Below are 22299 nucleotides of genomic sequence, written 5' to 3'. Positions count from 1 at the left end.
TGAATTCACTGTAGTTTTTAATGCAAATTTGAGGATTATCAACTAGTTTGAACCTTGGTATACCTGATACCCTTTTTTGATAATGATATAAATAAAAATTTACTTTATCCTTCGAATAATAAAAATATTTAGAAAGTAGAGTATTAAATTCCAAATATGAATTTGAAAAAAAGTGTTCAAAATTTAGCAATCTTTACTTGCAAATCCGAACGAAAAATTCTACTTTTACTACGTAAAATTTTTATATTGGATTTTACCGCTTTTTGCAAATGCCCTATTTAAGGCCTTTCACAAGATGCTACAGCGAAATGCTTATCAATAAAAGGACGAGAAGAAGTTACAAAAACCCTCACTCTCCGCTGAGAGGGTCTTTTAATAAAAGACCCTCTTTTTTTTGTATATAAGCAGTCCTTTATCCTTCATTTTTAAATAATTATGCAACAATATTTTCATCATGGTAGGTATTCGAAAGATTCGATTTTCATAATAAAGATTGTTATCGAACACCACACTTTTTTGAAGCGTCTCCGATGAATCATATACATAACTTAGATCAGTCAACATATCCAATTTATTTTCCAGTATACCAAATGCAAGACTTCTATTTTCACTCAATCTTTCCATAGCTCCTCTTAAGCTTATAATCTCCTTATTGTAGATAGAAATGCTTATCTAAAATAAAAAGGTTTTTCAGTTCTGAAACTGAAAAACCCTGGCTTATGAAAAAAAAACTATTTACTGAAAAACTCTTAAAATTCAATTGGAATAAACAAGACCAAAATTATTCATAGAGATTTCCGTACAACTAATCCAACGAGATAAAAGATTTAAATGGTATTAGGGGGATACCTATCTGTCGGAAAAATCATGAAAAAGACTGCTCTAGTTATAGCTAATGACAGTGTCGTTTACTTACATTTCAAAAGTATAAAGTATTGGGGAGATAGAAACTATTGGTATCATTCTATAAGTTATTTATTTCATCAGTATTTCCTTTTGAAATAACAAAAAGGTCCTTTATTTTAAGGTAGTATATATAGCTGTGTCTTTTATTAAAAAAGGGTAATCCTTTCGCAAATAATTATCTAAAAAATAGGTTTTTCAGTTTAAGACTGAAAAACCTATTAAAAACTAAGTCCATGAAATTTTAAAATTTCAATGGTAAAAACATAAACCAATGTAAGTCTTAAAGATTTTCATATAAGATAATCCAAAAAGAATTGAAATTAGAATGAAATTGGAATTATCTATATATTAAAAAAAAAATGAAAAAGACTGCCCTAGTTTTAACTAATGACAGTGCAGATGGCTTACTTTTCAAAAGTAGAAAGTATGGAATAGATAGGAACTATTGGTATCATTCTATAAGTTATTTATTTCATTAGTATTCGAATATTTCAATCAATAGATTGATCTTCGCAACAAATACTTCTTTTTAAAACACTATTTTTACGAATCATACATTTTATAAGTTTGAGCTACCTATAGACAACTTCATTAAGACTGTTATTTTTTAATAAAAAGTTTTTCAAATATTGTATCAACTGTTTTGACTTCTCCGTCGACATCAATCGTTGCTGTTAATGGCTGACCTAAATTATGATGACCAGATAGCATAATATCAAAGTTTATAACACCAAACACCTGCTGTGCAATGTGTTATATTCTTGTTTTGTATGAGGTAAGGAAAATAAGCCTGGCCTCATCTGTACATCCAGAATTGCCTTTAAGTGCGTAAGCTCCTGCCCCCTCCGCTAAAAACACTCAATGATAATTCCTATTCTTTTGCCAAAAATAATTAGGTTCATATTCATAAGTCGTAGAACCGCCAGTAGGGTAAATAATTTTATTAAGAACTCCCAGCTTCATAAAAATAACGTTCGCCTAACCCAATCCCTATATTGGTGATTGGAATGAAAAAATTGATTGAGGTGCTAATCTACAGTTTCGTTTGCCTGCATAGTATTGTTTTGAAGTCCACGATATCTTTGGCTGTAAGCCTCATCATATTGGTAGTAGACCGCTGTACCCTGAGCAAATGAGATACATAAGCCAGAACATACAAGAAATACAGCTAACTAAAGCTTTTTCATATTTTCTGATTTATTTTTTGTTAGTCTTTTAATGTCAAGCGATAGGAATCAACACCCCGTCTTAAGGGACTCTTCTTTGATGTCTTCTCATATTTATCATTTAAATAATACTGATTATCAGTAAGTTAACAAACTACATTAACTTATTGTAAATCTATTTCAAAGGTAAATATAAAGTCATCTTTGAGGTAATGAAAGCAAACAATAAATCCAACAATTCCTGAAAAAGGAAATTATCACAGCATTAAATATTCTCATTATAATATAATGTGTTTTTGGCCACTGATCCTAAAAATTAGAATCCGGGTTAATAGTAGTTTTGAAATCATTAGCTTGATTTCAGCAATATTCCGGTTATATAGCGGCATAACCTGACACAATAAAAACTAATGTGTAACCAATAACTTATGGAAAATGTAAAAAAAATTCATAGAGATTTCAGGATAAATACTTCCCAAACGAAAAAACACCATACAATTAATTAACCTATATTTTTTAAATAAGCCACTATTTTAAGAAAGATTTTAAAAAAAAGAATAAAATAACAAGAGCTATCTCGAAAGAAATAGCTCACTGTATTAAATAATTAAAGTTAGTCTATGATTGCCATATATTAGATTTGTCTTTCACATTCAAACATTAGTTTATTATGGCAGCTTAATCGTTTACAATTACCAAACCTACTAATGCTGGTGCAAATTTATATGCAAACCATAAAAACTTTATAATCTCATTTGTGCCATAACTTATGCAAATTATAAATCGATAAAGAATTTTTTCTTGAGGCTAAAGATTGAAACAATTACAAAAACAAAAGATGGGAACTTAGAGTTTGCCCACCTTTGTATTTAAATATTGAAGAATATTATACTTCATAAACTAACTCAGACACTTCGCCATAAACAAAAGCCTTTGCCGGAGTTCCTGTTGCTCGGAAATCTCTTTCAAAAATATATGCATCCAAATAATGATGGATTACGGTTGAAGGGATGTCGGTAGCCCTCATTTATTTCATAAAGATTTGGAAGCGATATGTAAAGCAAAAACAATTCTATTATTTCTAGCTAACAACTTATATATGTGAAATAACCAATAGGAATAATATGAAAAGTACTCAAGGTCATCATCTTTGTAACTTTACCCCACTCTAGAATTATGGAGTCCCTATGCTAAAAAATCAATTATTTTTCAAAGTCACTACTTAATATCTATCATGAGTATTATGCACCATATCACTCATGGACTTCGAGATAACAATTGGAATCTAACCGATGATAACAGTTAATGATTTTAACCTGAGCATATCATTTACAAGATTGGTATTAGAATTAATATTAGTTACAGTTCTATTTTCATTGTTTACAGTATGATAAGGGAGCGATGTAAAATAACTAAAAGATAGGAATGTACTTTTATCTTTATTTAAGTAGAAGCTACTGTCAACATACCATACGTTTACAAAACCACTTCGAGATTGAAAGCTTGGATCAACATTTTTAACATTTTTAATTTGTCAGAAAAACAGATAAGGCTACCATTACAATCTACTTCATTTATACTCAGTTTGAAAAGTTGGAAGTATTCATCAATAAATATTTTGTTTTTATTTCGTGTTATTATAATAAAGCAAATAAGTAAGCGAATGATTTAAAAAACTTCAATAATATGTAAAGCATATAATTTTGCATTTGAAATTTTTTAAACACTAAAATGAATAAGCTCGCTGGGAATTTAATTCTCGTTTTGATTCTATTGAGGGGCATAGAAACGGCAGCGCAAAATTCTCCAAATTTAGAATTTGCATCCGCCCAAGGAACATCTAATCCCACAGGTAATGGCCCTGTGACCAATACAATAATCAATTTTGTACAGAATCCCAACAACCCCTCTGGGAATACTTTTCAAACCTATACTCCTACATTGAGTGTAACTTTTGCAATTTCCAATCAAATGTATAATAATGCGGGGAGAATTGGATATGCGAATCTAAATGTATCTGCTCCTATCTTTCCCCTAATGAATTCAGCAGGATCACCAGCTAACAATAATTTTACGGCTTCAGGTGCGTCAACAGGTACTGGAATCAATACAGCTAGCAACAGAGGTGTGGGGCTATTCTTCAACACCGCAGCATTGAACGGAAGACCAACTAACGCGACTTATCAAATGGCAGATTTAACCATTACATTCAGCAGACCAGTGGACGATCCAATCCTTCATATTGGAGGTATGGGAGGATTTCAAAATAATTTGGGCTTAACAGGAGGTTTTGATTATGTTTCATCCAATGTACCTATTAGTTTTTCCAGATTATCCGGAAATTCAAATAGTTTTACAGTTACTTCCACTTCCATTAAGAATACAGCTGCTAATCCCACCTCCACCGGAAATAATTCGGCATCAGGATCTGTCCTCGTTACAGGAAAAGGAATTACAACCATTGTATTGAGAATGACAGCTAGAGGAGATGGGAACGATACTTCCTGGACTACGCAGAGTGGAGATGTGGTGACAATGGGGATTTCGACATTAGAGAGTGACCTGGCGGTTACAAAGTCCATTAATAATCCTAACCCTGAACGACAATCGATTGTTGCTTTTACTATCAATGCCATTAATAATGGACCTTCCCATAATACGAATGTGGTAGTTTCGGATTTACTTCCTAACGGCTACACTTTTATAGGCTCATCAACCAATTCCGGAGTATATAACAGCTCAACAGGAAATTGGACGATAGGAAATATGAATGCCGGAATAACAGCTAGTCTTACGGTTACTGCAAAAGTAAATTGTACAGGAGATTATACCAATATAGCCACTATTTCAGGAAATTTATCTGACCATATATCGGGAAATAACAGTTCATCAGTAACCCCAGCTGTTAATCCAAAGCCATGTGCCTGTTATAATGATCCCAATCGGTCCAGTATTGGCGCAGACTCAAAATTCGGAATAACATTACTAAAAAGGGCAGGTGCTAACAGTGATAATTGGCCAATGGCAAGAAAATCAGCACATTTAGTATTAGAATCCAACGATAAGGGGTTTGTAATTACCAGGATGACATCCGATCAGGTCAGCAGTATAATGGTACCAGTAGAAGGAATGATGGTTTACGATACCACCCAAAAATGCCTGAAATTATATTCAGATAATAGCTGGAACTGCTTTACCACACCGACATGTCCATAATTAAAAAAAAATAATCATAATGAAGAAATATCTATTTTCAATTTTAGCAGTAATAGCGATCAGTGCTCTTAACGGGCAGGTTATTATTGGTGGAACAAATGGAATAGCACCAAACAAAGCTTCAGTATTACTGGAATTTGAAGGGCAGAACAAAGGAATTATTATTCCATATACAAGAACTCTTCCTGCTTCTCCAGCAGAGGGTACTCTTTTACTGGATGTCAGCAACGAATCTCAAGCACGTGTCAAATATTATAATGGATCCTGGACTGATTTAAGTGGCCAGGACGCTAATGTTGCTTCTGAGATGACAATTCAGCCTACCTCTGCTCAGGTTTTTGAACAGAACAACACGAAGGCTATCATTGGATCAAATGTATCATCTGCAGAAGGTGTTCTAATCTTGGAGTCTTCAACAAAAGCGATGGTATTACCTACTGTTGATAGTACGGACAACATTCCGGATCCCTCGCCCGGAATGATTGTATATATTAATAAAACCGGGAGTAAGAGACTTGCCGTTTTTAACGGGAATAAGTGGTCGTATTGGATGCCTTAATAAATACGGTCTTATAATAATAAACACAAAGGTTATTATATATTTTACAGAAAGTCTTCACCTCAAACATACTACGATGAAAGGTGGAGATGGATTGGTGGAAGTCTGTTTAAAACAGGCTTCCATTTCATGTTTAAATTAAACACATTATTACCTCAATAGACACCTTAAAATTCCAAGATACAAATGATATTTAATCAATGGGCATCAATAAACTATTATTTTCATATGTGCTCTTTATGTAACGAAATAATTCTTCAATTCTTTTATTACCATTAAATAATTATGAATATAAAATGAAAAACAGAAGTAATCGAAAAATTTGAAAGATTGAGTTTACTATTATTTATTGCACGATATTTAAAACAATCGTCCTCATTAAAAACCAATTAGATTATAATGGTAATCAATAATCTAATTGTTTAATCCACAAATCATCTTTTTCTTAGGTAAATATTGAAAAGCCTAAATTACATATTTAAAACAAAGAATATCAATGAATTAAAAATAATGTAAATAAAAAGAGCATGGATTAAAAGCTAATAATTGGTATTTAAATGATTAGCGGACTCACTTCATTAATATAAAATAACCCATGCAAATAGTATTGCACAGGTTAAAAAAAAAATCAATAGTATCAAAAATTATTTTATTTCTAAGGACATGTGGCTGTGGTAAAGCAGTTCCAGCTATTATCTGAATATAATTTCAGACATTTTTCGGTGGTATCGTAAACCATCATTCCTTCTACTGGTATCACTATACTGCTGATCTGATCAGATGTCATCCTGGTAATCACAAATCCTTTATTATTGGACTCTAATACTAGATATGCTGATTTTCTTACCATGGGCCAATTTCCATTATTGATTCCAGCACGTTGTAAAGTGGTAATCCCAAATCGAGAGTCAGTGCCTACCTCACTCCTGTTCGGATCCTTATAACAAACAGCTCTTCCTGCAATCAAAGGAGTAATCGAAGATTGATTATTATCCAAATTGGGATCGCGAAGATCTCCAGAAATTGAGGCAGCTAAAGTGTATGAACCTGAACTTTTAACCTTTGCCTTAATCGTTAAATATACCTCACTATTATCATTCAACGATCCAATATTCCAGATTCCTGTATTTACATCAAAAGCACCTGTAACTGTAGATGCCGTAAGAATTTCATATCCGTCTGGGATTGTAGTAGCAACCTGAACATCAGTATTGTCAGATGCTCCTAAATTTTTCGCTTTTACAGTAAACGTAACAATATCGTCGAAATAGGGAGTATTATTATCAATAAAAGTGCTGATAGCCAAATCGCTTTCAAGTACAGAAATTCCAAATGTTATTAAATCTCCTGAGCCCAATCCCCAAGTTGATTGTCCACCATCACCACGGACTGACATTCTAAGTCTCATTGCTGTTATACCTTTACCATTAACACGCACAGATCCGGAGGCAGATTCAGTTCCTATGTCATTAGGGTGCATAGACGAGTTTCTTATGCTTGTTGTGGTCACGGAAAAATTAGAGTTATTCCCAGAAACCCGGGAAAAGGTAACCGGCACATTTGAATCAATTAAATCAAAGCCTCCAGCAAGGCCCAATTGATCTTTAAACGCTCCCATAGCGCCAATGTGTAAAATTGGATCATCAACAGGACGGTTAAAGTTAATCAAAAGATCGGCCATTGGATAGGTTCCACCTGTATATTTATTACCAAGTACAGCCGTATTATAAAAAAGGGATAATCCATTATTATTAGAAATCGATATCCCTTTTCCGATAGGAGCACCTGATGAGGTGAAGTCATTGTTTGAGGGTGTCCCAATATAATTCATTTTGGGATAAATAGGGATACTGGTATCATTAATATTATATCCCATTATCACTGCGGAACTATAATTTTGACCAACGATTGAAAAATTTACTTTTAGATTAGGTTGATAAGCCACATAAGTATTTCCATTAGGGTTATTAGTATTTTTAACCAAATTAATACTGGCATTATAGGCAGGTCCATTTCCTTGTGGATTCTGAACTCCTTGCTGGGTTGCAAATTCTAAGTTGGGAGATGATTGAGCCCAGAGCATAGGGCAAGAAAGGGTAAGTAGCCCTACCCTGAGTAAAAAAAAAGTATAGATTTTCATGTTAGTGTATTTAAGATTTCAAAAATATTAACATTAAAAAAATATTAAACACACTAAATTATTCCAGTTATTGCTCATAGCATAATATTTTACATCGTATTATAACCGGATAAAACGCCTAAAAAACAATAACTTACTTAAAAAGAGAATGGCATAAAATATGAATTAAAGTACTTATAAGAACTCAAACAGGTCATAACATGGAAATTAAACAGGTACCTACTAAACTTGCTGATAATGAGATTGCATACAAAAGAATTGAAGGTATAGAAAATTATAATAAAACTACAAAATGCACTTATTTTTTATTGGTGCTATTCTCCGAAGGCAGTGGTACTCACTTCATTGATGATAAATCTTATCCTATTGGTAAACAGCAATTACATTTTCTTTTTCCAGGTCAGCATCACCATTGGGAAACTGGAGCCGAGACAATAGCTCAAAAAATAGTCATTGGACAGAAAGTCTTTTCGTCGTTTTCAAGTACAGATGAATTTCACTTCATCAGACATAATCTTCATCCGGTTTTTAAACTTTCTGATTCGATTTATCATACAGTAAACAAGGAAATTCAATCCATTGAAAATGATATTGTCATACATTCTGAGAATGGAGCATGGAATAATATCCTCTTATTAAGAATGGATATTTTGGCTTCCATTATGAAACGAGAAGCTGAAACATATATCAAAGAAAACCTATTGATTTCCAAAAATCAAACTATAGAAAAATACTGGGAATTGGTCAACCAACAGTTTATTACAGAGAAAAAGACTTCTGCATATGCAGAACAGCTATGTGTTACCTCTAATTATCTCAATATTTTATGTAAAAAGCATCTAAACATTACTGCCTCAGATATCATTAAACAAAAAGTCATCCAGGAAGCTAAACAAAAACTTAAATTCTCAGATAATTCTATAAAAGAAATATCTTATGAACTTGGATTTGAATCCTTAATCTCTTTTTCTACTTATTTTAAGAAAAATACCGGCTTTTCACCTTCCTCTTACCGAGAATCACATTGATCGTAAAGCTTTATAGTTGTCATCTCCAGGCATCAATTAAAAATATAAAAAGGATATTGATTTTTTAATCAATATCCTTTTTTACAATTACAAACTAAAACTATATTAATATACAATTAGTTTTAACCTTAAATTCCTTATTGAGATACAAAACCTCCATCAATCACCAATTCAGTTCCTGTAACATATTTAGCTTCATCCGAAGCTAAATATAGAATTCCATAAGCTATGTCATGCGGTTGCGCAACATGTGGAGGCAATGGAATTGGCCCTGTCCCAGAGAGTTGTTCATTTGAAAATCCACCCGCTTCAAGTCCTTTTATCATCATTGGTGTCAGGACACCGCCAGGATAAACGGAATTACATCGAATTTTATCTTTGGCAAAGTGCTGTGCTGTATGTTTACTAAAAGAGCGTACAGAGCCTTTGGATGCACTATATGCAGCAGCACCTGCATCTGCGTTCATTCCGCCTACTAGCGCGGCAACGGATGCAACGTTTACAATAGAACCACCACCCGATTTTTGCATATAAGGCAGAACCGCCTTTGTTCCCAAGAAGACACTTGTTGAATTAATCAACATCAAATGATTCCAAGAGTCCAATGTCGTTGACAATATCCCCGTATCGGCAGAATGAATTGCAGCATTGTTTACCAGAATATCAATAGTTCCATAACTCTCTATCGTTCTTTTCACTACATCATTCCATTGCTCTAGCGAACTTACGTCCAGTTTCTCTATTTTTATATTCGGGAAATTAGCTGCATCACCAAATTCTTTTTGCAGGTGCTGTTCCTGAATATCTGCCGCTATAATTTTCGCCCCCTGCTCATGAAATAATTTTGCTGTAGCCAATCCAATTCCACTTGCAGCACCGGTTATTATGGCCACTTTATTTTGTAATCTATTCATTGTAATATTGTTAAGTTCAAGTTATATTAATGGATGATAAATCCCTCATAGTTATTGTTTACCACTTCTTCACACTTGGCAATATAATTCGGCATCCCCGCGATGTATGCCATAAATACCCGAGGCTTACCTGGTACATTAGCCCCAACATACCAGGAATCGCCCTTAGACACAAAAAGTGGTTGTGCAACATCAATACAATGATCTACCCATTCATCTTCCTGTTCTAGAATCGGTTCTATTATGTCCTTTCCTTTTTCTCTCATATAGCTAATGCAATCACTTACCCATTCCACATGCTGCTCTATGGCCAGGACCATATTGCAGAAAACCGATGGACTACCGGCGCCTGCAATCATAAACATATTTGGAAAGCTATTACTCATCAGACCAAGATAAGTTCTTGGACCTGCACTCCACTTTTCTTTAAGTACCTGCCCTTCCCTACCCACAATATCTATCTTGTTTATAGCACCAGTCATTGCATCAAAACCGGTAGCACAAACAATAATATCATATTCATAATCATGCTGGGTTGTTCTGATACCTCTTTCGTAGAACTCTTGGATGGGTTCTTCGTTAACATCAACAATGTTTACATTTTTTTTATTAAATGTTTGATAATAATTTGTATCAATAACAGGCCTGCGATCAGCATAGTGTTCAGACTTTGGTATTAATGCCGATGCCTTTTTCGGGTCTTTAACCAACGTATAAATTCTATTATTCAGATATTCACGAAGTCGAACGTCTGTTTCTAAATCATACTGTATATCTGGAAAATTTGTAACAAAGCCCAATCCTGTACCCAGATACTTTTCCTCCATCATTTGTTTTACCTCTTCACTGGAATATGAGCCTAATGTTCTTTTTGATCTTCTCTCTTCACCTTTGAGCGCTTCGCTTACAGATTCAACAGTAGGATTTGAATTAAACAGAATCCCGCCCCACATTTGACGGGCTTTTTTTCTTAAATCAGGATAATTATTTTTAACCTCTTTGGTAAATTCCGGTGTCAATAGCTGGTTCCCTGCAGGAAGAGTATAATTGGAATCCTTTATAAATACCGTTAAATGCTTCGCATCCTCAGCAATTACAGGTATTGACTGGATACCTGAAGATCCGGTCCCAATCACTGCCACACGCTTACCCTTGAAATTTACAGGAGTCGTAGGCCAGTCGCCAGTGTGGTAAAATTCTCCATTAAAATCTTTGAGGTTTTTAAAATTAGGGAGTCTTGGGACAGATAGATTACCTGTAGCTAAAATAAAATAAGAAGCTTCAAAATAATTTCCGTCATCCGTTTTAATTATCCATACTTTTTCCTGTTCATTGTAGTGTGCACTTACTACCCGAGTATTAAAAAGAATATCCTTTCTGATGTCAAACCTGTCTGCTACGTGTTGTATGTATTTTAGAATTTCTGGTTGTGGGGAATATTTCTCGGACCAAGTCCACTCCTTTTCCAGCTCTCTGGAAAATGAATAACTATATTCAACACTGGGAACATCACAGCGTGCACCCGGATATCTGTTCCAATACCAGGTCCCACCAACATCCTGCCCTGCTTCAATAGTTTGCACAGAAAAACCATTTTCACGAAGTTTATACGTAAGATAAACTCCTGCAAATCCTGCTCCGACAACCAATATGTCTATTTTCTTTGATTTGATATTCATAATTCTACCTTTTATTTTTACTTTCAGTTAGTACTTCATTTAATATAACATCCGAAATAATGGCTTGAGCCTCCCTGCTTACAGATGAAAAATCAACCCAGGTAAAAAATCCATGCATTTGTCCTTCAAATCTTTTAAAAGTTACCGGCACACCTGCATTAATGAGCCTTTCTGCATAATCTTCTCCTTCCTGACATAACGGATCATGCTCAGCAGTAATGATTACTGTTCTGGGTAAACCGCTTACATTCTTTGCATACATTGGTGATACATAAGAATTCTTACGTACTTCCACATCAGGAACATAATGATCCCAAAACCAAATCATATCCTTTTTGGAGATAATAAGCTGCTCTCCATGGCTGTTATAGCTCTCATTTTCAAAATTGTGATTTGTAATAGGGCAAGCTAAAATCTGGCAAGCTATTTCTGGTCCATTTGAATCTTTTGCCCTAAGAACAGTTACAGCCGCGAGGTTACCTCCTGCGCTTTCACCACAAACAATTAAGGGTAAGCGCTTTCCGGCTATTTTTCCCATATTATTGTCTACCCATAAAAGGGTTTCATACGCATCATTAGCAGGGATAGGATAGGAATTTTCAGGAGCTTTACGATAGTCTGCAACAACTATAATACTATTTGTTATTTTAGCGAGATAGCAAGCATATGAGATATACCCTGAGGCTTTACCAATCACCCAGCCTCCACCATGGTAAAAGACAATCACAGAAACGGGTTCTTCTAATGGCTCAATGACAAAAAGATCAATTTCACCACCCGAAACAGGAATAGTTGTCTTATTGATTTCTTTTATTTGAGCCTGATCTTCAATTTTGGATGGTGCTGAATCATATATAATTCGAGCTTGCTCAGGTGTACACAAATGAAATGGTAATGCTCCATGATTTCTCATTTGAGCCAGAAAGTTTTGAGAAATTTTGTCTAAAGTCATAATTAAGATTTAGAATTAATTGTATTACAAATAGATGTAAATAAAGACCTACTTGTTTGACATTAACTCCTCAATTTTTGATCTTTTATAACATATGTTGTGTATGAAAGATTTTCACTACTTTTAATATAATAAAACACAACTATCTTCAACCATTACCATCCTATACCTATGAATAATGTAAAAAACATCCCTTCCTTAAAAATTGATGATCTTATTCTCAGTTCTGTTAACCGATGGAAAGCAAAAGGTTTTTTTATACATAGCCAAAATATTCATGAGACATTCAATTCATATCCATGTAGATCCGATTATTATGCAATAGGAATTTGCACCTCTGGCTATGCTAAAATTATGGTCAATGGTGAAATATTAAATTACGATAAAAATTCATTTGCTATACTTTTACCTAATACCGTTTCGAAAGTCCTTGAGATTTCGAAGGATTACTCAGCAATGAGCATATATTTTGAAAAAGATTTTCTATTAACTGATTTGAGCCTTTATCAGCTTGAAAAATACCACTCACTTAATTATAAAGGAGTTCCCAGAATCAAGATTGCAAATCAGGAAATGGATCTTATTGTGGAGTACATTGAAAGACTACAGTCAAAGATGGAAGATATGGGTCATCTTTTCAGGGATATTATAATAAAAAATCAGATCATCAGTTTGATTAATGAGCTGGAACATATTTATCTTTCTAATTATTGTAAAAACCTAAGCATTGCCCCAATACAAGGAAAAGAAAAATTATTGAACGAGTTTAAGGATCTTTTACGAAAACATTTTAAACGAGAACACTATACTTCTTTTTATGCCAACTCCTTAAGCATAACAACAAAATATCTAAATGAACTGCTAAAGGAAAGCACAGGTAAAACAACAAAAGCATGGATCAATGATGCTCTTTTAACTGAGGCTAAAATACTTCTAAGAACAGGATCTTTTAATATTTCTGAAGTCTGCACTATCCTAGAATACGATAATTTGGAGGTTTTTAGCCGATTCTTTAAAAAAAATACAGGAATAAGTCCATCAAAATTTAAAAACGGTAGTAATTAATAATTTACAGAAAAAGTCTGAAGCTTCAGGTTTAAGAAATAAAGAAATCAGATTATCACTTATACCTTAATTAGTAAAAATAGCTTTTAATTTAAAATGATGTAAAGCATACCATAGAATCAAAAAAATCCTCTCAGAAAACGATCTGAAAGGATAATCATAAGTGTTTTTAGATTCGAGCTAAGATAATTATTTATCCATTGGAGTTGCGATGATATCAATTACAGACCTTAGATCTGAGGCTCCATTCCCATTAGTTCCAAATGTCGCTCTAACGCCCACATTCTCGTTAGGGTTGGCATAAACAAAAGCATTGAAATTCATAGTATATGTTCCTGCTTCGAGAACGAATTTGCGACTTCCTCCAATTTGATAAATACCATTAGCATAAAAATTGCCTGAATTTGTAAATGATTCTGTATCCCTTAATATATTTTGGTTAGGAAAAGTAGGGGCATCTGTTTTTACCAGATAGACATTTAATCCAAATAATTTTGATGTCCCATCAACAGGTGCTTGGCCATTTGCTCTTGCAACAGTACTTACCGGAATAGAAAAGAAAACATCTATCATGGATTTACGAGTCAATGTAAATTGCTTTGAGTATAAATTGGCCTGCGTTGTTCCTGCTGTACTTAATGTCGTTTCAGCAATCATCACACGATTCAAGATATCACCACCTGCTATAACAGTAGGATCTCTATTAAATAACGAAACCCATTGACCTGTTGTTCCCAAACTACTGTTGAAGCCAAAGTAACCTTTATCTAAAACATTCACTGTACGTGCTGTTGTTTGGCCAGCTGCTAAAGGCTGAGTGACATAAATTATAGCACCATCCTGATTCGCATTGTACACGTTGTCTTTGCTTTTCAGTTGTTCACCAGTAATTCGAGGGGCTATAATACCATCAATAGTTGTTGTATTTGTTGCCTGGCCAGTAACGTCTAATGTCGCTTTTGGTGTAGTATTATTGATTCCAACTTGGCTATAGAACTTTCCTACGGCTAAGAAAGAAACAATACAGAGATATTTTTTTAAAGATATTGCCTTATTATTCATAGTGTTTTGTTTGTTATTTAAAATGAATTCAATGAAATCTTTTGCAAAAATATTTCCTTTACCATCAAAAGATATTATGTAAATCATTACAAACATTATCTGCATCATTCTAATTTTTAAATATTTAAACCAACTATACTTAGTAACTTATGATTAACATTAAAAAATCATCTTTTTAATTCATATTAATTATTAATCCCATACTTGTAGAAAACTAAGGAATTTAAAAAGACTTTTCAGTATTACTGAAAAGCCTACTCAAAGTGAAAAAAAAATTATATTTTGGGTGAAATAAGTCTTGTTGGTTCTATGCCGGAAGTAATACAAATTGTATCTATTAGCAAGATCAGATTTGAAAGATTCCTCTATTCTTTATTGTTGCTAAAAATCCAAATAAGTATTATCCCATTACAGTTAAACATAAAGGCCAATAATAGATTTGTGAAGACAAGCTTATTGGCCTTACTTTAAAAACTTTATACAAAAATAGCAGGAGTATTCACAATTTTAATTAATCAAATTATTCTAAAAATTGATTATTGTATAACTTCAAGAGCACTTCTTAATTCTTGCAATTAAATTAAAAACATTTCAACAAAACTGAAATCATTTACAAAACAAATTAGATTATATACATTCAAAGTACACAATCATTTATCTATAATTTTATTCAAAAGCTTGAGTACAAGCAATCATAAAATTTGAAATATTAATCTTAAAAAATTATGAAACAGAATGTAGGTTTTATTAAAACAAATCTAAAGGAATTAGAGGTTTTTATTCTCACAGACGGCTTTTTTAATATTGGTAACCCGCAACCAATTTTAGCTCCTGATATATCTGAGGAAGCCATGCATGAAATGTTACACAAGTTATTTCTTCCAGAATCTATTTACGAAGCTCCAATTAACGTAATGCTTATTAAAAAAAATGATCGAATTATTTTAATTGATACTGGTGAAGGGTATTATAATACCGAAAATGCCGGTTTATTATTAAAAAGTTTGGCATCCGCCGGTTTTCAACCGAAAGAAATTACAGATATAATTATTAGCCATGCACACCGGGACCATATTGGTGGAATTTTAGATGAAAACCATAATTTTATATATCCTAATGCACAATACTATCTTTCCTATGAAGAATTTGATTTCTGGCTTGGTGAAAATCCTGATTTCTCAAAAAGTAGAAACCCTGAAATAAACTGTGCAAATATTGAATTAATATCAGGAATCCTCACTTCCATAAAACCTTATCTTCAATTATTTGACCCTGGAGATGATCTATTTGATTGTATAAAAACGGAGGCTGCTCCAGGGCATACACCCGGCCATGTAGTTTTTAATGTTTATTGTGATGAAATGTCTATTACAAATTTAGTTGACATCATTCATTCACCGCTACTAGTTTCACAACCTGATTGGGGAACACAATGGGATATCGACTTTGAAATGGCAGTACAAACGCGTAAAAAGATTTTAGAAAAATGTTCTCAAAATCGAATGTTAATTATGGCATCTCATTTACCATGGCCCAGTATAGGATATGTCTGTAAAATTAACGATCAATTTCAATGGATGCCCAAATCACATAGTGACCCTTTCTATTTTAAACTATAGGAGATGATTTTATTATAAACTGACAAAATTAGAATAAGTTTTCAATATGAACTCTACCCAAAAAACCGGCGAAATAAATTAATATTCCGCCGGTGCCTAAACAAACGTACCCATTAAATAATATAATAATGGTTCTACTTATTGTAGATGGATCATTCTCTACTTGGCAAAAGTATTAATCTCATAAAAACTAATTGTTACCTGAATAATTAATTATATTGTTCAAATTATTACAAATAAAAATATGACTTCAAATTGTTATGAGATTTCAGGATAGTTTTAATATTAAGCAAAGTACTTTTTATAAATTATTTTAATCTTTTAACTGTAACCTGTGAGATAGGGCCAGATCCTGTGGTTCCTCCACTTAGCCGTCTGATCGTATAGTTGGAAGAATTGGTTGCTCTGAAGGAATAGGTTCTTGAAGCATTCATAGGTACTGTTGTGATAAGCGTATAAGTTTGTGCAGCACTAGTTGCAACAAAAAGATCATTTACATTAACCAGCCAATTATTCATTGTATTATCCCATATACCTATAGTAGGATATGTATTTGCACTGGTTACCACCTGCATATTTAAATATACCTCATAAACTCCGTCGTTAGCTACCTGAAAAGAATTTGATGATGCAGTACCTGTATATTTATTCTGATTGTCCAAAATTTTATTACTTAAGTTACCGATAGCAATGGGCACTGTCGAACCGTTTGCGGAGCCTGAATAGTCAGCTGACAATTGAACGGTAATCTCCTGCGCTACAACAAATTGTCCATTAACCACAATGAGTGTTCCAGTAACATCAGAAGTTTCAGAGATGTCTTTCCATTGCGGAGCTTGCCCAGGTCCATTTGAAACCAAGCCAAAACCTGCCGTTCCAGCATTCCCCGGCGTCTGAGTGTCACCTCCAACGTTAATCTCATTAACAACTTGCAAACTTCCATTGATGTGTAATGCTTTTTGAGGCGTTATCGTATTAATGCCCATTTGGGCTAAAGCAGTGCAAGGCACAATCATAGAAATATATATGAGTTTATTCATTATGATTATTTTTGGGGTTATAAGCTAAATAAGTTATTTCAATCGCCTCATGGAAGCTTCGGATACCGGGCCAGAACCTGTCGCCCCAGAACTTACAGCCTTTATAGTAAATGCATCAGTATTTACAGCTCTAAAAGAATAATCTCTACCAGCTGTAAGTTGTATGGCAGTCAATAATGTGTAGGTTTGCAAGCCATTAGTAGGCGCCGTAAAAAGATCATTGACTCTCGCAACCCATAAATTGGCAACATTATCCCAGATACCAATTACCGGTTGAGTATTATTTGTTGTAGAAAGCTGCATATTCATCATGATTTTATACACCCCGTCGTTTGTAACCTGAAATTTATTTCCAGTTCCATCAGCTGTATATTTATTCTCATTGTCGATGATTACATCATTTAAATTACCTATATTAATAGCTATTGTAGCACCTGGAATTCCCGGACCTGAAAAATCCGATGTTAAGTTAACGGTAATTTCCTGTGCTACAACATAATGTCCATCTACAACCATAACAGTACCTGTAGCTGTAGGAGCTTCGGTTAATTCACTCCAGACAGCGGGTTGTCCCGGGCCATTGGATTTTAACACCTGCCCTGTGGCTCCCGCATTCCCTGCAACACTTCCATCTCCGCCAACATTTAATTCATTAGTAATCTGTAATTCACCATTTACATGCAGCGTCCTTTGAGGAGTTGTTGTATTTATTCCCACCTGACAATAAAAAAAAGAAAATATATTCAGGCTTATAAAAAACGTAATATTTTTAATCATTATCATTTGATTGTAGGTATTAATATGAATAATTAAATCTATTTGCTTGTACTGTAAACTCTTATTTCATACGTTTCACAGAAACATAAGACATGGGAACCGAGCCTGATCCTCCTTTGTTGATAACACAGTTAACATTACTTGAGGCCCGAAATGAATAGTCTCTTCCGGCTAACATCGGTATGCCAGTTATTAAGCTATAGGTTTGACGTGTACCATCCGCTGCCGTATAAGTATCATTGACTCTTGCTATCCATTTATTAGAAACATTGTCCCAAATACCGATGACAGGATTACTCCCTTTAGTAGTAGAAAGCTGCATATTCATAATCACTTGATAGGTACCATCTACACTTACTTGGAAAGAATTTGTTGTTGCATTACCTGAATATTTACTTTCATTATCTACAATTTCGGAATCCAGATTCCCTAGAATTGAAGCCGATCCTCCGGTAACGCTAAAATTTCCAGACATCTGGACAACTATTTCCTGTGCCACAAAAAATGCCCCACTAACAGCAATCAATGTTCCCTCAGAATTTGGAACATCTAATAGATCACGCCAAGATGGAGGTTGATTTGGTCCATTAGACTTTAATACCTGGCCAGCCTCCCCCGGATTTCCAGCTGTTATTTCGTTTCCACCAACATTCAATTCTTTTGTCAGCTGTAACGATCCGTTAACATGCAGGGTTCTTTGAGGAGTTGTTGTATTTATTCCGACCTGTGAAAATGTCAAAATCGAAATCAGCAACAATCCGCTTATTAATATTCTTTTTTTCCTCATATAAAGATATTTTTAGTGTTTATAAATAATTCTTTAAAAAGAAATAACCCTATACATTATGATCTGATATGAATGTCTCATTATGTGTAAGCAAAATTATAACATATCAGTACTTTACTTCTTAATTATATTATTCCAAATACTATTCATATTATCATTATAACCTGTTTTCAAGAATTAATAAAATGTTCGGGATAATCTGCTAACTTAAAAACATAGAATTGGAAATAAGAAGAGTTTGCAGAATATTTCCGATGATTTGTATATAAAACATTTATTATGCTAAGCCTAATTTTACTTAACAAAATGAGTAAAATAACTAGCAGGCTCGCAATAGATATACTATTATAATCGTGCTGATCCTGCTAACTAAACACAAACATTGGTGGAAAAAAATACATATGCAATCAAAATAGCTGATCATCAAATAGGGTATAGCCCTATAAATCAAATAAATGATCTAAACGAAAAGGCTTCCAATACAGACTTTTTAATTGTACTATTCTCGGAAGGCAGTGGTATGCATTATATTGATGGGATTGGGTACCCTATTTCTAAGAGACAACTTCACTTTTTGTTTCCGGGCCAACAACACTATTTTGAAACAAACAATGATACCATAGCACAGAAAATAACGATCAGTAAAATGTTATTTGAGGAGTATTCTTGTATTGAAGAATTATATTATATTAAAAATAACTTCTGCCCAGTCTTTAAACTCAATGATGTCATTTTTAATTTTATACAACAAGAAATCGAAGGTATAAAACGTGATATTAATTTAATCGAAATAGATTTTGCTTTTCGCCTTATACTTTTTCGGAGATTGGATATTCTCTCCTCAATCATTAAACACCAAGCAGGCCAATATTTTGAGAATGAATATTATACCGGACTGAATCCAACTATTAAAAAACTTTGGGTATTAATTAATCAACATTGTAGTATTCAAAAGAATGTCTCTTGGTATGCTTATCAGCTTTGTGTAACACCTAATTATTTAAATATTCTTTGCAAGCGGATTTTAAATATTAATGCATCAGAAATAATCAGTCAAAAAATATTTTATGAAGCGAAGCAGCAATTACGATTAACCAATAAAAATATAAAAGAAATTGCTTTTGATCTGGGGTTCTCTTGTCCATCATCGTTTACCTCATTCTTTAAAAAGAAATCAGGTCTTACCCCTGTAAAGTATAGAAGTTAGACGCGCAACGCATTAATCATAAAATATGCTGATCGTTTTAGATAAATAATAATAATAATAATATAATTAGCTAAATGAAATATTTCAATATATATTAAAGTTAAATATAGCGCCAATAGAAATAGCTAATGATAAAAATTAATAACCATAACCTCGTCAATATCTACTTTTGTATATTTGCCATCATCCTCATTGCGTTGTGTATATGCGGGTTCGTATTTTTTAATAAAGGATTCGGATTATATCTATTAGTTGTTATTGCTCTTTTGGATGTTTACCTTATTCTTACACTCAGCTATTTTGAATACGAATTTGACGGTAATTTCATTATTATTAGAAAAGTAAACATTTTACAAAGTAAGATTAAGCGCTTCATAAAACCATCCCTTGTAGTTCCATCCAACTATTTTGTAAATTATTCGGTCATCGAATTGCAACTAACACAAGTGTTACTATTAAATTTTAAAACTAGTAATAGGAACATTAAAGCAGGATTTAGATTATCAGCATTAATATCAAATCAAAAATTTTTCAATCCCTTGATCAGTTATTAATAACTCTTAATAGCTATAAATAATCTCTTTTAATAATAAAGCCCCCTATTAAAAGTGAAGGTCTTTATAAAACTTATGGACATGGTTTCATAAACTAGTAATCTTTTGATTTCAAGAACAAGTCTTTCGGTTAGCCAGCCCTTTGGAGTTTTATTTTCATACTCAGAAAAAGCTCCCTGAAGTGTGCGTGTGGTTACATGTAGGAGAACAGCATACTCTTCAATAGTCAAGTGATTAAAGAGGTTCTGGTTCACCAATCTTTTAAAGTCATATGTTAATAGCTGTTTTCGGGAAGGTAATGTTTTTTTGTGTTGGGTTATAAATCCTCTCAGCTGTCAAAAGCACATTAAAAAGACAGTTATGTAGAATTCCTGTTTGATTCTCGTCAGGTACATTTTCTAATTCATCAATAATGAACTGATAGAGGGTTGAAAAAGTATTAAAATAAGCACCAGAATCAAAATAAGCCAGCTGAAGGGGTCATTGAAAAGTGTGGTTTGGTTAAGGAAGTTTCGATGTATCTCAGATCTGCAAAAAAAGTCTTCCGTAAAAACAATGGTTTGCCCCATCATAGGTTTCCAATGGATCAAAATGATGAACTTGCCCTTGGATCATAAACAAAAGATGTCCGGGAATCACCTCAATATCATTAAAATCTACAGAATGCTTTCCCGAACCATCTGTAAAAAGATAGACTATATAAAAGTCGGTCATATGGGGCTGGAATAACTGATGTGGTTTCTGCTAAGCCTCTCACTTATTGTTGTAGCATTAATCTTTTGAACAGGATTAAATGTATGTAAAAAATGGGTATTGCTGTAACTTTTTCATGAATCTAATATACGCTTTTCTATAAAGTGAATATTCCTACATTGAGAATGGCTTCTTCAATCTGATGTTCTTTGATTTTTGCATAAATAGAATCAGAATTTACTGCAAATACTTTTTGCTCCCTCATCCTGTCTTTTTGGTTGAAACTGCTTTCAGAAATTTTATAACGGATAAAAACAGTATTTTCTTTGAATATCGAAATTTCAAAAGGTAATCCGTCAAGTATTTTCTTAAAACAATCGACAAAGGGAACTTCTTTACATTTCACTTTTTTACCTATTCGAAAGTTTTCAAGTTCTATAGCAGAACCTTTTTCTATTTTGTACTTTGAAAAAAGAATAGTGACTGCCTCTGAAACTGGGATGCCTCGCCCTCGAAACTGACCTTTCTATTTTGAAGTTTTAGAGTTTGACTTTCAAAAATGTTAAAAGTGGTATTAAAAATTCGATTGAAGTCCCTCCCTCCCCACAAGATGCAAAAACAAAAGTTTTCAAAAGGCATCAAAAAAACAGATAAAGCCTACACAACTCACTAACATACAGACCATAACAAACATTAACATCCTAATTTAGCGCCCTACTCCATTAATCTATCCTGAACTGAATAAGCAAAAAAAATCATTCCTAAAATGATCATGAGTCTCCCATTATTTGTCATTTTATGAGAGGTTAAAGTCTTCTCATGTAAATAATATGTCAACTATTATAAAAGGAATTATTTATGAACTACAATAAAAAATACATTGACGGCACCTTTTTTGCCTCAATATGTATAGTTTATATCTGCAAATGGGAGAT

Annotated in this window: 15 protein-coding genes and 1 pseudogene; 6 read left to right on the top strand and 10 right to left on the bottom strand. The window is 33.3% G+C overall.

The window, feature by feature from the left end:
- Window positions 1-3803: 3803 nt before the first annotated feature.
- Together EL260_RS11520 and EL260_RS11515 are read left to right on the top strand one after the other, a co-directional pair.
- Window positions 3804-5288, top strand: coding sequence for a DUF11 domain-containing protein (locus EL260_RS11520; RefSeq protein WP_123860413.1), 1485 nt, complete (start codon window positions 3804-3806; stop codon window positions 5286-5288).
- A gap of 19 nt (window positions 5289-5307) precedes the next feature.
- On the top strand, window positions 5308-5847 hold the full coding sequence (locus EL260_RS11515; protein ID WP_123860412.1) for a hypothetical protein: 540 nt from the start codon (window positions 5308-5310) through the stop codon (window positions 5845-5847).
- Window positions 5848-6502: 655 nt separating this feature from the next.
- Here the strand turns inward: EL260_RS11515 and EL260_RS11510 are convergent.
- Entirely contained in the window at window positions 6503-7987 is a 1485-nt protein-coding gene (locus EL260_RS11510; protein WP_123860411.1) for a DUF11 domain-containing protein, read from the bottom strand.
- Window positions 7988-8187: 200 nt separating this feature from the next.
- Here EL260_RS11510 and EL260_RS11505 point away from each other — a divergent pair, with 200 nt between their 5' ends.
- Window positions 8188-9015, top strand: a complete 828-nt coding sequence (locus tag EL260_RS11505) for a helix-turn-helix domain-containing protein (protein WP_123860410.1) — start codon at window positions 8188-8190, stop codon at window positions 9013-9015.
- Between the two features lie 137 nt (window positions 9016-9152).
- Here EL260_RS11505 and EL260_RS11500 read toward each other — a convergent pair whose 3' ends face one another.
- From EL260_RS11500 to EL260_RS11490, 3 genes are read right to left on the bottom strand one after another with little or no spacing between them, the layout of a single operon-like run.
- Window positions 9153-9908, bottom strand: a complete 756-nt coding sequence (locus EL260_RS11500) for an SDR family oxidoreductase (protein WP_198418066.1) — start codon at window positions 9906-9908, stop codon at window positions 9153-9155.
- A gap of 47 nt (window positions 9909-9955) precedes the next feature.
- Window positions 9956-11608 carry a flavin-containing monooxygenase gene (locus EL260_RS11495; RefSeq protein WP_123860408.1) on the bottom strand — a complete coding sequence of 551 codons (1653 nt, stop codon included), beginning with the start codon at window positions 11606-11608 and terminating at the stop codon, window positions 9956-9958.
- Window positions 11609-11612: 4 nt separating this feature from the next.
- Entirely contained in the window at window positions 11613-12560 is a 948-nt protein-coding gene (locus EL260_RS11490) for an alpha/beta hydrolase (protein WP_123860407.1), read from the bottom strand.
- A gap of 171 nt (window positions 12561-12731) precedes the next feature.
- On the opposite strand from EL260_RS11490, the gene EL260_RS11485 reads away from it, so the two are divergent.
- Window positions 12732-13625 (top strand): AraC family transcriptional regulator, encoded by an 894-nt coding sequence (locus EL260_RS11485; protein WP_123860406.1) that lies wholly within the window; start codon window positions 12732-12734, stop codon window positions 13623-13625.
- 189 nt (window positions 13626-13814) lie between these two features.
- On the opposite strand, the gene EL260_RS11480 is transcribed toward EL260_RS11485, so the two are convergent.
- Window positions 13815-14795, bottom strand: a complete 981-nt coding sequence (locus tag EL260_RS11480) for a hypothetical protein (protein ID WP_123860405.1) — start codon at window positions 14793-14795, stop codon at window positions 13815-13817.
- A 617-nt stretch (window positions 14796-15412) separates the two neighbouring features.
- Here EL260_RS11480 and EL260_RS11475 point away from each other — a divergent pair.
- Window positions 15413-16306, top strand: a complete 894-nt coding sequence (locus tag EL260_RS11475) for an MBL fold metallo-hydrolase (RefSeq protein ID WP_123860404.1) — start codon at window positions 15413-15415, stop codon at window positions 16304-16306.
- A gap of 308 nt (window positions 16307-16614) precedes the next feature.
- Here EL260_RS11475 and EL260_RS11470 read toward each other — a convergent pair whose 3' ends face one another.
- From EL260_RS11470 to EL260_RS11460, 3 genes are all read right to left on the bottom strand, one after another.
- On the bottom strand, window positions 16615-17346 hold the full coding sequence (locus EL260_RS11470; RefSeq protein ID WP_123860403.1) for a hypothetical protein: 732 nt from the start codon (window positions 17344-17346) through the stop codon (window positions 16615-16617).
- Between the two features lie 33 nt (window positions 17347-17379).
- A complete protein-coding gene (locus EL260_RS11465) occupies window positions 17380-18123 on the bottom strand; it encodes a hypothetical protein (protein WP_123860402.1) in 744 nt (247 codons plus the stop codon).
- A 61-nt stretch (window positions 18124-18184) separates the two neighbouring features.
- A complete protein-coding gene (locus tag EL260_RS11460) occupies window positions 18185-18910 on the bottom strand; it encodes a hypothetical protein (protein WP_123860401.1) in 726 nt (241 codons plus the stop codon).
- A gap of 385 nt (window positions 18911-19295) precedes the next feature.
- Here EL260_RS11460 and EL260_RS11455 point away from each other — a divergent pair, with 385 nt between their 5' ends.
- Window positions 19296-20117 carry a helix-turn-helix domain-containing protein gene (locus tag EL260_RS11455; RefSeq protein ID WP_123860400.1) on the top strand — a complete coding sequence of 274 codons (822 nt, stop codon included), beginning with the start codon at window positions 19296-19298 and terminating at the stop codon, window positions 20115-20117.
- A 1076-nt stretch (window positions 20118-21193) separates the two neighbouring features.
- Here the strand turns inward: EL260_RS11455 and EL260_RS11450 are convergent.
- Both EL260_RS11450 and EL260_RS11445 read right to left on the bottom strand, forming a co-directional pair.
- A pseudogene (locus EL260_RS11450) lies at window positions 21194-21397 on the bottom strand (AraC family ligand binding domain-containing protein); the annotation flags it as partial.
- Window positions 21398-21521: 124 nt separating this feature from the next.
- Window positions 21522-21770, bottom strand: coding sequence for a hypothetical protein (locus EL260_RS11445; RefSeq protein WP_123860398.1), 249 nt, complete (start codon window positions 21768-21770; stop codon window positions 21522-21524).
- Window positions 21771-22299: the final 529 nt, after the last annotated feature.

It is taken from the genome of Chryseobacterium nakagawai, assembly GCF_900637665.1.
Taxonomy (GTDB): Bacteria; Bacteroidota; Bacteroidia; order Flavobacteriales; family Weeksellaceae; genus Chryseobacterium; species Chryseobacterium nakagawai.
The sequence above is the reverse complement of the archived record's forward strand: the minus strand, read 5'-3'. Positions and strand labels throughout refer to the sequence as shown.